Source organism: Thioclava kandeliae (genome assembly GCF_040297545.1).
Taxonomy (GTDB): domain Bacteria; phylum Pseudomonadota; class Alphaproteobacteria; order Rhodobacterales; family Rhodobacteraceae; genus Thioclava; species Thioclava kandeliae.
The window spans coordinates 89,826-104,290 of the sequence record NZ_JAYWLC010000003.1; the positions used below are offsets into that span (position 1 = coordinate 89,826).

General features: G+C 62.1%; 12 protein-coding genes. 8 read left to right on the top strand and 4 right to left on the bottom strand.

Annotated elements, in window-relative coordinates; genetic code table 11:
• Positions 1 to 40: 40 nt before the first annotated feature.
• The 4 genes from nthB to VSX56_RS05110 all read right to left on the bottom strand — a co-directional run bounded on the left by nthB (position 41) and on the right by VSX56_RS05110 (position 4,087).
• Positions 41 to 712 (bottom strand): nitrile hydratase subunit beta, encoded by a 672-nt coding sequence (gene nthB / locus VSX56_RS05095; protein WP_339114597.1) that lies wholly within the window; start codon positions 710 to 712, stop codon positions 41 to 43.
• Positions 709 to 1,335, bottom strand: coding sequence for a nitrile hydratase subunit alpha (gene nthA / locus VSX56_RS05100; RefSeq protein WP_349295366.1), 627 nt, complete (start codon positions 1,333 to 1,335; stop codon positions 709 to 711). Before nthA ends, nthB begins: the two co-directional genes overlap by 4 nt.
• Positions 1,336 to 1,467: 132 nt before the next feature.
• Positions 1,468 to 2,982, bottom strand: a complete 1,515-nt coding sequence (locus tag VSX56_RS05105) for an amidase (RefSeq protein ID WP_339114595.1) — start codon at positions 2,980 to 2,982, stop codon at positions 1,468 to 1,470.
• A gap of 124 nt (positions 2,983 to 3,106) precedes the next feature.
• The gene (locus VSX56_RS05110) at positions 3,107 to 4,087 is read right to left on the bottom strand and encodes an AraC-like ligand-binding domain-containing protein (protein WP_339114594.1); all 981 of its coding nucleotides are present in this window, start codon (positions 4,085 to 4,087) and stop codon (positions 3,107 to 3,109) included.
• A gap of 346 nt (positions 4,088 to 4,433) precedes the next feature.
• Here VSX56_RS05110 and VSX56_RS05115 point away from each other — a divergent pair, with 346 nt between their 5' ends.
• From VSX56_RS05115 to VSX56_RS05150, 8 genes are all read left to right on the top strand, one after another.
• Positions 4,434 to 5,633, top strand: coding sequence for an ABC transporter substrate-binding protein (locus tag VSX56_RS05115; RefSeq protein WP_349295364.1), 1,200 nt, complete (start codon positions 4,434 to 4,436; stop codon positions 5,631 to 5,633).
• 66 nt (positions 5,634 to 5,699) lie between these two features.
• Positions 5,700 to 6,452: an ABC transporter ATP-binding protein gene (locus VSX56_RS05120; RefSeq protein ID WP_339114592.1), complete on the top strand. Its 753-nt coding sequence runs from the start codon at positions 5,700 to 5,702 to the stop codon at positions 6,450 to 6,452.
• A complete protein-coding gene (locus tag VSX56_RS05125; protein WP_350935330.1) occupies positions 6,449 to 7,189 on the top strand; it encodes an ABC transporter ATP-binding protein in 741 nt (246 codons plus the stop codon). The genes VSX56_RS05120 and VSX56_RS05125 overlap by 4 nt, the downstream gene beginning before the upstream one ends.
• Position 7,190: 1 nt before the next feature.
• Entirely contained in the window at positions 7,191 to 8,111 is a 921-nt protein-coding gene (locus tag VSX56_RS05130; protein ID WP_350935333.1) for a branched-chain amino acid ABC transporter permease, read from the top strand.
• Between the two features lie 3 nt (positions 8,112 to 8,114).
• Positions 8,115 to 9,185, top strand: coding sequence for a branched-chain amino acid ABC transporter permease (locus tag VSX56_RS05135; protein ID WP_339114589.1), 1,071 nt, complete (start codon positions 8,115 to 8,117; stop codon positions 9,183 to 9,185).
• Between the two features lie 48 nt (positions 9,186 to 9,233).
• On the top strand, positions 9,234 to 10,460 hold the full coding sequence (locus VSX56_RS05140; RefSeq protein ID WP_350935336.1) for a hypothetical protein: 1,227 nt from the start codon (positions 9,234 to 9,236) through the stop codon (positions 10,458 to 10,460).
• Between the two features lie 125 nt (positions 10,461 to 10,585).
• On the top strand, positions 10,586 to 12,664 hold the full coding sequence (locus tag VSX56_RS05145; RefSeq protein WP_350935338.1) for a hydantoinase/oxoprolinase family protein: 2,079 nt from the start codon (positions 10,586 to 10,588) through the stop codon (positions 12,662 to 12,664).
• A complete protein-coding gene (locus tag VSX56_RS05150; RefSeq protein WP_350935340.1) occupies positions 12,657 to 14,438 on the top strand; it encodes a hydantoinase B/oxoprolinase family protein in 1,782 nt (593 codons plus the stop codon). The genes VSX56_RS05145 and VSX56_RS05150 overlap by 8 nt, the downstream gene beginning before the upstream one ends.
• The last annotated feature ends 27 nt before the right edge of the window (positions 14,439 to 14,465 follow it).

The window sequence follows — 14,465 nt, forward strand, 5'->3', positions numbered from 1 at the left end:
AGGTTTGGCCCGCGCTTTGCGCGGGATTTCAGGCAGGGGCTCAGAGCGCCTGCATGTAGGGTTCGTAGAGGTCCAGATAGACGGCGCCACGCCCGTCGGCATCGGCTCCCCACAGCTCCTCGGCGTCAAAGCGCACCGAGTAGATCCATTGCGGGTCCTCGCCTGCGCTATGGGCGCGCTGGTCGGCATAGACAAAGGCCTCGCGGGTGGCGGTGATGGTGCCGATCCGGCCGCGCGCATAGGCGGGCAGGCGGGTATGGCCCTTAGGGTGGTTGTTGACCGAGCGGATCTTCTCGCCGATCCCGAATTTGCGAGGCGCGCGGGCTTCGCCGGTGGTGTCGATATAGCCCCGCACGATCTTGCCTAAATCCTCGTTGGGCGGCAGCTCTTTGTTTCGCGCCCATTCGGGCAGCGGCTCGGTCGCCTTACCGGTGCGCAGCTCCTCGCGGGTGGCGATGCCCTTGGCCACAAGAATATCCTCGTAGCTTTCCATCCAGTGCAGGTAATAGGGCGAGGTCAGATAGTGGATGGGTTCGATTTTTTCCATCGCATGGCGCGAGGTATCGGCATTGAACAACCCCGCCACCTGCAACATCAGATTGAGGCCGAAGGCTCCGCGTTCCCAATCGTGGACGAATTTCGGTTCGTTGCCATCGTCAGGGATAACGGGCCCGTAGCCCTGCATGCCGCCGAAATCATGGACGCTGTTCATGAGGCTTCTCCGTCCAGATCCTGCGGAGCCAGCGGAAGACCGGTGCCGATCATGGAATTGCGGGTGACCAACTTCTCGAGCTGTTCGGCGCTCCAGCCTTCGGTGCCTGCGGGGCGCATGGGCAGCACGAAATAGCGCAGCTCGGCATTGCTGTCCCAGACGCGCAGCTCGACATCTTTGGGGATGTCGGTCTTGAATTCGGCCAGGACGGCGCGCGGTTCGATCACGATCCGCGAGCGGTAGGCCGCGGTCTTATACCACATGGGCGGCAGGCCCAAGAGCGGCCACGGGTAGCATGAACAGAGGGTGCAGACGATAACGTTATGGATCTCGGGCGTGTTCTCGCACAGCACGATATGTGATCCCTCCATCCCCGAAAAACCGTATTCCTGAAGCGCGTTGTTCGTGTCGGTTCGCAACCGCGCCAGATAGTCGGGGTCGGTCCATGCGCGCGCCACGATCTTGGCGCCGTTCCTCGGACCCAGCTCATGCTCGAAAATCTCGACAAGAGCATCGACCGCGCCTTCGCGTAGCAGACCTTTTTCGATCATTAGCTGTTCGACGGCGCGGGCGCGCAGGGCAAGCGCATCGGGGGGCATTGTTCCGTGAGTGTGGTCGGACATAAAAACTTCCTGCAATTGGGAGGGCAGGCCCGCGCGGGGCGGGCGTCCATATATCCAAGGCTAGAATGCTTCCGACGGGCCTGCTTTGCCCATCGGGTCAATCGAGTTGATCCGATGGGCCGTTTCCTTGGTTCAGAAGGTCTTCCAGTCGCCCGACTGCTCGAACGCATGGGCAGCGCGGTAGATGGTTTCCTCGTCGAAATGCTTGCCCACCAGCATCATGCCCACCGGCAGACCATCGATCATGCCGCAGGGCACAGACATTGCCGGATGGTGGGTGATGTCGAAGGGATGGGTGATCGCCACCGGCTCGGCGGCACGGCGCACGATCTCGGCGAGGCTCGCATCCGGTCCGGGCAGCTTTTGCGCAGTGGTGGCGGTCGTGGGCATTAGCAGCAGATCGACCTGTGCCAGCTGCGCGTCATAGGCCGCGCGCAGACGGCGGGTGATATTGCGCGCCTTGCCATAGAAGCGGGTGCCATAGCGGTGCGTCATATAATGGCCTGCCATCAGCGCGATCTTTGCGGTGGGCGAGAGGTCATCGGCGGTGCGGCGCCAGCCACGGTAATGGTCCATCATGGAGACCGCATAGAGATCGCGGCGCGAGGCCCCGTAGCCGTCTCCCTCGAACATGGTGGCATAGGCGCCTTGGGTCACGATCGGTTCGAAGATCGAGGGGGCCTGCATATGCATCGGCACCGACACCTCGACAACCTCGGCTCCCAGTGCCTCGAAGCGCTTGGCCGCCTCGCGGACCTTGGCGTTCACAGTCTCATCGGCATAGATGCTCTGGAAGCCTTCGGTCATGATGCCGATCTTCAGGCCGCGGATATTTCCCGTCAGTGCCTTGGTGTATTCCTTCACCTCGGGCGCTTTGATGCGCGGATCATAGCCGTCATCGCCCGCGATTACTTCCAGAAGGAGTGCGTTATCCTCGACAGTGCGGGTCATCGGGCCTGCATGGTCGATCTCGATCTCGATCGGCATGATACCGGTATAGGGCACCAGACCGTGGGTGGGTTTCATGCCGTAGATGCCGCAGAAGGACGAGGGCATGCGGATCGAGCCGCCCTGATCGCAACCGATCGACATATCGACCTCGCCGGTGGCAACGGTCACGGCAGAGCCAGAGGACGAACCGCCCGCCGAATAGCCATGTTTATAGGGGTTATGGACATGGCCCGTGGCATTCGTGAAGGAGCTGCCCGTCATGCACAGCAACTCGCAATGCGCCTTGCCCGCGATCTCGCCGCCCGCATCGAGCATCCGCGTCACGATGGGCGCGTCGAATTCGGGGATATAGCCTTCCAGATGCGGCGTGCCGTTCATCATCGGCACACCGGCCAGCATGATGTTATCCTTGAGCGAGATCTTCTTGCCTTTCAGCTTGCCATTGGCCGCGCCCTTGATGGCGGTTTTCCAATACCAGGCGTTATGGGGGTTTTCCTCAACGGTCGGACGATGGCCCATGGTGCGGGCATAAGTCACCTCGGGGATCTCGTCGGGCATCTGCGCGATAACGGTATAGGCCTGAAGGCGCTGGGTGATCTGCTCGTGATACTCGGTCAGTTCGCTTTCCGAGAAGGACAGGCCAAGCGCAGCCGCCGTCTGTTTGAGTTCGTCTTTTGTCGGCGTATGCACAGCCATGGGTCAAATCCCTGTTCTGGTTCTCTCCCCTCTAGCTGTAATGGGATGTTGCGCCCCTATCTTTGTTTTGCGGGCCAATCTATTTTGCCGGTCCGGCCAGTTGGAATTTTGCGCCGCCTGCAGCTTAGCTCGCACGCGCAGCCATCATTGCCTTGGCCGTGATGCCGAACTCGGCTTTGAAGGCACGCGAGAAATGCGAGATATCGCTGAATCCGCACGCCAGAGCGATCTCTGTAATCCGTGCACCATCGGCCTCGCAGATCATCATGCGGGCGCGTTCGAGACGTTGCGACCAGAGCCAGCGGGTGGGCGTGGTATCTTCATGGGCAAAAAGACGCGCCAGGGTCCGGCGCGAGACACCGAGGTCCTTCACCATCGCATCTATATTCAGGTCGTTATTTTCCAGATTGACGAGAATATGGGATTTGGCCCGGTCGAGGAGTCCCTGATGACGGGCGGAATAATCGGCCCCCAACCCTGTCTGTGTCTCGAAGGCCGCAGTGACCAGATCCACGAGCGATGTTGCAACGCGCCGTGCAGCCGGCGTCTCGCCACATAGATCAAGCCCGAAAGATTCCTCGATCATCTGACCGACCAGCCGCCCGATCGGGGCCGAGGCGGAGATGGTGCGTGCGGTCAGCACTTCGGCCGATGCAAGCCGGTTGGTCAGCAGATGGCGCGGCAGGCGCAGCCAGTACCCGGCATAATCGCCGTTCCAAGCATAGGTGAAAGGTTGGGCGGAATCATAGAGGAGAAATTCTCCCGGACCCTGCACCGCCTCGCGCCCCCCCTGTTTCAGCACGCTCTTGCCGACGGTCACATAGGAGAGGAAGAAACAGTCCGACGGATCGCGCCGCAGCGAGGCGCGATCGCGCAACGAGTTTTGCGGCGAGGCCTCTACATGGCTCAGTCCGACCGAACCCAGATCGCGCCGTGTCATCCGCGCATGAAAACTGCTGGCATTGAACCAGTCGGGCAGATCGGTCGCTGCGGGGGAGAAGTGCTGGCACACGACATCGCGCCAGAATGGCAGCCTGTCCTTTGGCGGTAGCCCCTCTGTATCGATGCGAGAGATACCCTTCCGTTCAGACGCGACAGACAACATGGCTTTCCCCTTTGCCTTTAATCTGGGCGAAACTGACCGGATTCGTCCAAAACAGCACCTGTTTGCGTGGTTGGCAGAGGGCAAAACACCAAAGATGCCTGCATTTGGGGCAGCTTTGCCTGCAGGGGGCAGGTTCTTGTGCATTTGTTAAACATGGAAACCCCGCCCACGCCTAAGCGCCAGGAGGCAGGGCTGTCTTTCTGGGTCATACGAATTGACGCCTGCGGACAGGTCACTCGGAGCGGCGCTGGCTAAGCTTGATCTGCGGTTTGGTGACAAGACCGGCTCTCATGCGCCGCTCCCTGCCGCCCAAACAAAAATAAGATATTTCTGACAGGAGATGGTGATGATGAAACAACGCGTGTTGGGTCTGTTGACGACAGGCCTTCTTGGCGCAGGGCTGTTTGGCAGCGCCCATGCCGAAGAGCCGCCGATCAATATCGGGTTCGCCATCGCGCAATCGGGCCGGATGGCGGTGACCGATGCCGATGCCTATCGCTTTGCGCAGATGTGGATCAAACAGCAAAACGAGAAGGGCGGGCTTCTGGGCCGCCAGATTGTTTACGAGACTGCTGACAACAAGACCGATCTGGGCGAGGCCGTGAAGGCGGGCCAGAAGGTTCTGGCCTCCGACCCGGATCTTGTGCTGGTCAGCTGTGATTACGATTTCGGCGCGCCCTCGGCGGTCCAGGTGCAGAAGGCAGGCAAGATCTCGGCCTTCATGTGCGCGGCAGATCCCAAGGCGGGCGTGCTGGGGGTCGGGCCCTTGTCCTTCACCGGCGGCACGGCGGCCCAGCTGGGAGGCGCGGTGATTGCGGATTGGGCGATCAAGGAAAAGGGGCTGAAAACGGCCTTCGTTCTGGAAGACGTGGCTGGCGAAGCACAAAAGTCTGCCTGCGCGGGCTTCAAATGGATGTATGAGAAGGATGGTGGCAAGATTGTAGGCTCCGAGCAGTTCCGCTTCGACGATGCCTCGATTTCGGCGCAGGTCTCGGAAATCAGCAAGAAGATCGCCTCCGACGGGGTACAGACGGTGATGCTTTGCTCGCATCTGGGCGCAGGCGGCGCGGTGCGCCAGATCCGCTCGGCAGGGATCGATCTTCCGCTTCTGGGGCCGGCACTGTTCGACGGTGTCGCATGGACATCCGCTGTGCCCGGTTTGACGAACTTCTTCATTCCGACGCAGGTGGTTATCGAAGGCGATCCGCGCCCCGAGGCGCAGGCGATGACGGATGCGTTCGTGGCTGAATACGGCGAAAAGCCCGCCTCCATGTGGTCCTATCCGATCTATGCGTGGCTACAGCTTTGGGCGAAAGCCGTAGAGACCGCTGGCACAACTGATCCGCAGAAGGTGGTCGATGTGATGAACAGCTTCAAGGACGAGCCGACGGCGCTTGGTCCGCGCACCTTCACGCCGCAACTGCATATCCAGACCTCCGAGCCGATGCAGATCACCGAATTCACCGACGGGCGTCAGAAATTCGTCGAGGAATGGAAGATCGAGGACGCGATCCCGAATTCGGTACTCTATCGCGTCGGTGGCTGATCCACCCTGCCACGGCATCGGTCCGTCTGGGGCCGGTGCCAATGTTACTCTGCAAGGAGCGGTCTCTTGAACGCATCACCCCATCCACCCGCAGCCGATGCGCTGTCGATCTCGTCCGTGACTGTGCGCTTTCAGGGGCTTGCTGCGATCAGTGATTGCACATTGTCGCTTGCCCCGCGCGAGATCGTGGGGCTGGTCGGCCCCAATGGCGCGGGCAAGACCACGCTTGTGAACGTGCTGACGGGCTTCCAGAAACCTACCGAAGGCAGCCTGCATATCGAGGGCCGCGACGCGCTTGGCTGGTCGCCCGCGAAGGTGCGCGGGGCAGGGGTTGCGCGGACCTTCCAGGCGGGGCGGCTTTTCGGGAACCTGAGCGTGCTGGAAAATGCGCAGGTCTCGGCGATTGCCTCGGGCCTCGGCAAACGCGCCGCGCGTGTGCGTGCCGAAGCGATCCTCGAGGAGGTCGGGCTCTCGCAGGCCCATGACCAGCAGGCGGCAAGTCTTCCCTATACCGACCAGCGCCGCCTCGATATCGCCCGCGCCCTGTGCTCGCAGCCCAAATTCATGCTGCTCGACGAACCTGCGGCGGGTATGTCCGATAGCGAATGCGAGGATCTGATGGCCATCATCCGGTCCCTGCCCGAACGCTATGGTTGCGGGGTGCTGCTCATCGAACACAACATGCATGTGGTGATGTCGCTCAGCGACCGGCTGCATGTGCTGGATGGCGGGCGCACGATCATCACCGGCCTGCCCGAAGAGGTCAGCCGCCATGAGGCCTTCCTGAAAGCCTATCTTGGCGAGGAGATCGCGGCATGATCGAGCGGACGGTGTTTCTGGAGGTCAGCGACCTCCATGTGAGTTACGGCCAGATCGCGGCTTTGCGCGGGGTGTCTTTGAAGGTGATGACCGGCGAGACGGTCTGTGTGGTGGGCCCTAATGGCGCGGGAAAATCCACCCTGATGGCGGCGATCGCGGGCGGCGTGAAGGCCAAGCGCGGCGCCGTGACGCTGGCGGGCCAGCCGATCCTTGGCAATAAGCCCGAGGAGATCGCGGGGCGGGGGATGTCGCTGGTGCCCGAGGGGCGGCAGATCTTTTCCTCGCTGACCGTCGCCGAGAACCTCAAGCTGGGCGGGATGCTGCAGGGCGATGCTTCCAAGGCGCGTTGGATGATGGGCGAGATGATGGATCTGTTCCCGATCCTGCGTGAGCGTGCCAGTTATCCGGCAGGGCGGTTGTCGGGCGGCGAGCAGCAGATGCTGGCCATTGCCCGCGCCATCATGACCAATCCCGAGATCATCATGATCGACGAGCCATCGCTTGGGCTTGCGCCCAAGATCGTGGATCAGGTCTACGAGATCCTCGCCGAGATCAAGGCGCGGCGCGGCGTGACGCTTCTGATCAACGAACAGAGCTCGGCCCGCGTGCTCAAACATGCCGACCGCATCTATGTGCTGCGCGGCGGGCAGGTGCAGCTTTGTGATGATGCCGCCAATCTGCAGGACGGCGTTGCCATCAAACAGGCCTATTTCGGCTTTGACAGGGAAGGGGTCTGACATGGTACAGGTCTTGCAAACCGCGCTGGATGCGCTGAGCCTCGGCTCGATCTTCGCGCTGGCGGCGCTCGGGGTCGGGCTGTTATTCGGCATCCTGCGGCTGGCCAATATCGCGCATGGCGATTTCATCACGTTGGGGGCCTATTCGCTGATCGTGCCCTTCACCTCGGTCGCGGCCTCGGCCCAGTTGTTCATCGGCGCCTGGCCGTGGTTTTTCGTGATCCCGACGGTGGGTGCGATTGTAGTGCTGGTGGCACTGGTGACCGAGCGGTTCGTCTTCCGCCCCCTGCGCAATGCCTCGGCGCCCACTCTGATGATGGCCTCTTTCACTGTCAGCTATGTGCTGCAGAATGCGATGATGCTGGCCTATGGTAGCCAGGCGCGCGGGGTTGATCTGTGGTATGGTCTGACCCAACCCATCTATCTGGGAGCGCTGCGGGTGCCGGTGATCCAGCTGATCACCATCGGGGTAACGGCTTTGCTGATGATCTCGCTGAGCCTTTTCCTGAAATATTCGCGCTTCGGTATTCAGGTGCGGGCGGCGGCAGAGGATTTCCGCATGGCGCAATATCTGGGTTTCAAAGCCAACCGCGTCATCGGCGGGGCCTTCGCCATCAGCGGCATGCTGGCCGCCACGGTCGCGCTGCTCTATCTGCCGCAATCGGGCACGGTGAATTACGCATGGGGCTCGCCTCTTGCACTTTACGCCTTTGTTGCGGTGGTCGTGGGCGGCATGGGCTCGCTTGTGGGCGCGGTCGTGGGCGGCTTCCTTCTGGGCATCGCCACCACGTTGTTGCAGGTCTACCTGCCCTCCGATCTCAAGCCCTTCCGTGACGCCTTCGCCTTCGGCTTTGTTATCCTGACGCTGGTCGTGCGGCCCAACGGCCTCTTCCCCAATAAAAACGTGCATAAAAGGGTCTGATCCATGGCGCAAACCGATATGAAATCCTTCCTGCGCAGCCAGTGGACCCCCATCGTGTTGATCGGTGCTCTGGCGATTGTCACAGCCATCGTCTCGCTGGTGGCGGGGCTGGCGGTGCAGACCTTCTGGACCGAGATCCTGATCCGCATCATCCTTGTCACGGGGTTCTATATCTTCATCGGCAATTCCGGCATCTTCGCCTTCGGCCATGCGGCCTTCGCCTGTATCGGGGGCTATGTGGCGGCGTGGCTGTCAATGGATATGATGTTCAAGCAGATCATGCTGTCAGGCCTGCCGGTCTGGGTCCAGAACACCCAGCTGATGCCCTGGATCGCGGCGCTGGCAGGCTTTGTGGTCTCGGGAGTGATCGCGGGCATCATCGGCGCGGTGATCGTGCGGCTCTCGGATATCGCGGCGTCCATCGCCACCTTCGCCTTCCTGCTGGTCGTCAACCGGATCTTTTCCAACTGGGATAGTGTAACGGGCGGCGTGGCACCGCTGACCAATATTCCGCAACTGGGCGGCATCTGGATGAATTTCCTCTTCATGGCGGGGGCCCTGCTGATCGCTTGGGTGTTCCAGAACTCGCGCATCGGGCTGATGCTGCGCGCCTCGCGCGATGACGAGGTGGCGGCGCTGGCCTCGGGCATCTCGGTCTACCGTATGCGTCTGACCGCCTTCGCGATCTCGGGGGCGGTGATGGGGTGTGGCGGGGCGATCTACAGCTTCTTCCTCGGCATCCTGACGGTGGATGTATTCTATATGAGCCTGACTTTCCTGCTGCTGGTCATGCTGGTGGTCGGCGGCGCGGGCAGCCTGACCGGTGTGGTCGTCGGGGTGGTTCTGGTCTCCTGCGTCTCCGAAGTTTTGCGCATGGCGGAAGAGGGGGTCGCCCTGGGCGGTCACCAGATCGCGCTGCCGCTCGGGATGCAGCAGATCGTGTTGGGGATCTTCATGATCTTCGTGCTGATCAACCGCGCCGATGGTCTGACCGGTGGGCGCGAGCTGAAATGGCCGGGGCGGGCGCGCAAATCGGGCGCGGCCGCGCTCGAGCGGACCGAACAGCCGTCCTGAGGTAGTGACTTACCGTAAAGCCCCCGATGCGGATGTATCGGGGGCTTTATGCTGCGCGCGTGGCGCATGCAGCCGGTGGATCTGGCGCAACCGGTCGCGGCAGTGCTGTCACTGCCCCCTAGTCTGGGGCAGAACCAAACGGAGGGCAGAGCGATGTCGGTGATGGATGTAAAGGACAGGCAGCGTCAGGCGCAGAGCCTGCTGGCCGCGGCGGATGATGCTTTGGGGCGGCAGGCCTATGCGCAGGCGCTTGGGCTTTACCGGCAGGTTTTCGGGTTGGGGTTCGAATCCTATCCGATCCATGTGAATGCCGCACAATGCCTCAAGCGGATGGGCGATCTGGATCTGGCCTTCCAGCATTTCGACCGCGGGTTCCGTATCCGTCGTCGCCCCGATCTCTGGGCGGGTGGCGTCCCCGAAACCGCCCCGATGACACAAGAGGGCTTCGGCCCCGTTGCCGGTGCGGCGCTGGCCGGGCAGCTTGAATACCTCTCGGACCTTGGCCGGATTGACTGGTTTACTTCCGGAATTGCTGAGGACCTGCGCGGTTGTCGCCTGACAGCCCAGACCGCGAAACTGATGGCTGGGGCAAGCTATCTGCCGCCCGTGACCTTGCCGGAAGAGGTGTTGAACCCCGCGCCCCGGATCCGGCGGGTCGCCCTTTCCGGCGGGGCGGGCGATTGCTTCTATATCCTTGATGATGTGCTCTCGGATGCGGGGCGTCAGGCCGTTCTGGAATATTTGCTGCAGGCCACCATCTGGTTCGATGCCCGCGAAAGCCGTGGCTATCTGGGCGCGCATCTGCATGACGGTTTTGCCAATGCGTTGGTGCTGCGGCTGGCGCGCGAGATGCAGGCGACCATTACGCGGCTGGCGGCCCCTGTGAGCGTCGCGCAGCTTTGGGCCTTCCGCTATCTGCGCAAGTCGCAAGGTATTGATATCCATGCCGATCAGGGGGATTGGAACCTCAATATCTGGCCGGTGGACCATGCCCATTTGCAGGCCGAGGAGGGGGCGGGCGGGATGTCGCTTTATGATCTCAAGATCGGGGCCGATATTCCCTTTGCCGAGTATAACGCCCGTCCCGAGCTGAACCGCCAGCGCATCGCGCAGGCGGGCGCGCAAGCCCATCCCGTGCCCTATCGCGGAAATCGTGCGGTGCTTTTCCCGTCGAAATATCTCCATCAGACCAATGCGGCCCGCTTTGCCGACACCCATGAGGGGCGCCGGATCAATATTACCATGATGGCCGATCTGGCTCGCACTTCCGCCTGACCGTCGCAGTCGGTTTCTCTGTCGCGCCCAGTCGCGCGCAGGGCCTCGGCGGTCCTTAGGATCATCTTATACCAACCACTTACGGGGCCCGCGCCCAAGCGCGATGGCCATGACCTGGAGGCACTATGTATAGAATTTCAGTCGACACCGGAGGCACGTTTACCGATGTCGTGGTTACCGACGAGCAGGGCCGCCTGACGGTCGGCAAATCGCTGACGACCCCCGAGCGAAGCTTCACCGGCCTGTCGAACTCGATCACTAACGCCGCCGATCAACTGGGCATTACGCTGAGCGATCTCTTGGCCCAGACCCGAGTGCTGGTCTACGGGACCACCCGCGCCACCAATGCGATTGTCGAGCGCAAGACCGCCAAAACGGCGCTTTTGGTCACCGAAGGCTTCCCCGATGTGCTGGTCTTCCGCAAGGGCGGCAAACTGAATGCGCTCGAGATCAATGCCAAGGTCGAGCCGCCCTATATCCCGCGCGCGCTGACCTTCGAGATCCCCGAGCGGATGAATGCCGAAGGCGGTGTCGAGACGGCGCTCGACGAGGCTGCGGCCCGCGCCACGCTGGAGAAACTGGGCCGGATCGGGATCGAGGCGGTGGCCGTGGCCTTCCTGTGGTCGATCTCGAACCCCGCGCATGAGCAGCGTCTGGGCGAGCTGATCGAAGAGATCCTGCCCGGTGTGCCCTATACGCTGTCTTCCGCGCTGAACCCGACGATCCGCGAGTATCCGCGCAGCTCGGCCACGGCGATTGATGCCTCGCTCAAACCGCTGATGCAGCGCCACCTGCGTGACCTCAAGGCCGATCTGGCCGAGGCGGGCTTTGGCGGCGAGCTGCTGATCTCGGCCTCCTCCGGCGGCGTGCTGCATATCGATGATGTGGTGCAGAAACCGATCTATATGGCCAAATCCGGCCCCGCGATGGCGCCGCTGGCGGGCATTGCCTATACCAAATCCGAGGCGATGGATGATGATGTGATCATCGTCGATACCGGAGGCACCACTTTTGACGTGTCGCTGATCCGTGATGGCGCGATCAAATACTCGCGCGAGACGTGGCTCGGCACGCCGATGGCCTCGACCATGCTCGGGATGGCGACCGTGGATATCCGCTCGGTCGGTGCGGGCGGCGGCTCGATCGCCTGGGTCGATGCAGGCGGCATGCTGCGGGTGGGGCCGCAATCGGCGGGCTCGGTTCCGGGGCCTGCCTGCTATGGCAAGGGCGGCACATTGCCTACCGTGACCGATGCGGCCGTTGTGCTCGGCTATATCGACCCCCACCGCTTCCTTGGCGGGCGCATGAAGCTCGACAAACCTGCCGCCGAGGCCGCGATGCAGAAGGTCGCAACCCAGCTTGGCAAGTCGATCTGGGATACGGCTGCGGCCATTTTACAGATCTCGTCGGAGATCATGATCAAGGCTATCGAGGATATCACCACCAATGATGGCGTGAGCCCCGGTGACAGCACGATCGTGGCTGGTGGCGGGGCTGCGGGGCTGAACCTTCTGTCCATCGCGCGTTCGATGAAGGTGAAAAACGTCATCATCCCGAAAACTGCCGGTGCGATTTCGGCAGCGGGCGGGCAGTTCTCGGATATCGCGACCGATTTCTCGACCTCCTGCTATGCCGCCTCGAACGCGTTCGATAGTGCAGGCGTCAAGGAGGCGCTGAACGATCTGCTGGCTAAAAGCAGCGAATTCGAGACCGCGCTACGGGCCAAAGGTGTGGATACCTTCCGTCACCAGCTGTTTGTCGAGGCGCGCTATGCCCGCCAGCAATGGGAGCTGGAGGTGGAGCTGCCTGTGGATTGGGCGCAGGGCTGTGACGATATCGATCTGCTCGAGACCAAATTCGCCGAGCAATACGAACGCCTTTACCATGTGAACCGCAAGGGCACCGTGATGGAGGCCATCAACTGGCGTTTGCGTGTGGCAGCGGTGCTGCCATCGCCGCAGGTCACATGGCCCGCCCCCGAAGGGCAGGTTCTGGACAGCCGCGAGAACGAGGCCTTCTTCCGCGAGGGCGGCCATACCAAAACACCGGTGATCAATGGCACGACCATCCCGCTGGGCTACAAGATCGCGGGTCCGATGATCATCGAAGAGCCCACCACCACCATCGTGGTCGAGCCGGGCATGACCGGTCACCTTTCGGCCCAAGGCAATTATGTATTCGAATTCGGAGGTTCCCATGGCTAAGGACTTTGTCGAACAGGATTTCGATCCGGTAGATCTGGCGATCATGGGCAACCGCCTCGATGCGATCGTGCGGGAGATGACCTCGACGGTGATCCTCACCGCGAATTCCTCGGTGATCGGGATGGCACGGGATTTCTCCTGTTCTATCCTGTCGGCGGATCACGACATCATCGGGGTGGCCGAGGCGCTGCCGGTCCATGCGTTCGGCTCGAACCTGCAGGGTCAGGCGATGGCCGATTACCATCCCGGCTTCAGGGAGGGCGACGCCTTCCTCAATAACGACCCCTATAACGGCAATACCCATGCCGCCGACCACACGATCCTCGTGCCGGTCTTCTGGGAGGGCGAGCATCTTTTCACCACGGTGGTGAAGTGCCATCAGGCCGATTGCGGCAACTCGGTGCCCACCACCTATTTCGCGGCGGCGACCGATGTCTATAACGAGGGCGCGCTGGTCTTCCCGATGGTGCAGCTGCAGCGCGATTACGAGGATAACGCCGATATTGTGCGCATGTGTAAAGCGCGGATCCGCGTGCCGGACCAATGGTATGGCGATCTGAAATCCGCCATTGCGGCCGCCCGCACCGGTGAGAAATCGCTGCATAAATTCGCCGAGAAATTCGGCAAGGACCGCGTGAAGGCCTTCGTGAAGGCATGGCTCGACTATTCCGAGCGTCGGGCGGCTGCGGCAATTGCCAACCTGCCGAAAGCGACGCTGGAGCGGCGCGGGCGACTGGATGCGCTGGGGGGCTTCCTGCCCGATGGGGTGGAGGTTTTCGTCAAGATCACCATCGACCCCGAGGCGCAGAAGGCCATTGTCGATCTGCGCGACAATATCGATTGCGTCGATGCGGGGGTGAACCTGTGTCAGGCGACCGCCACGGGCATGGCGATCACGGGCATCGTCAATTGTCTCGAGCATGACCTGCCGCTCAATTCCGGCACGTTCCGACGGATCGAGGTTCTGTTGCGCGAGAATTGCGTGGTGGGCATCCCGAAATTCCCGCATTCGGCCTCGACGGCCACAACGCTTCTTGCCGACGTGATCTGTAACACGGCGCAAAGCTCGATTGCCGAGCTGGGCGACGGGTTCGGTCTATCGGAGAGCAATATGTTCCTCGGCGTCTCGACGGGGGTAATCTCGGGCAAGGACGAGCGCGACGGCAATGCCGATTACGTCAACCAGCTGTTCCTGATGGGCGGCGGTGGTCCGGCCTCCAGCTCGGCCGACGGGCTCGACACCTTCACGGTGATCGCGGGCGCGGGGCTGTGCTATCGCGACAGTATCGAGATTTCGGAACAGCGCCTGCCATTGATCGTGAAGTCGATGAAGCTCTTGCCGGGCACGGCAGGGGCAGGGCGCCAGCGCGGGGGCGTTGCCACCCGCACCGAGTTCGGTCCGCGCGGTAACGAGATGGTCGTGATGCAGGTGACCAATGGTGTGGCCACCGGTCCGCGCGGAGTGCAGGGTGGGCATGACGCCTATCCGGGTGCCAATATCAAGATCCATGCCGATGGGCGCGAGGAAGTCCTTCCGGGCTATCTGCACACCGTGTTGAAACCGGGCGAGACGATCGTCGGCCTCGACAGCGGTGGCGGCGGTTACGGTGCGCCCGAAACCCGCGATCCGGCGCTTGTGCTGGCCGATGTGGCCGAGGGCTACGAGACGGTGGAGCGTGCGCGTGATGTGTATCGTGTGGCCGTGCTGGTGGATGCCGAGGGCTTCGCCACGGGTATCGACACCGAGGCCACCGCAAAGCTGCGCGCGGCCTGACCCAACAGGGGCGGCGCAGGCCGCCCC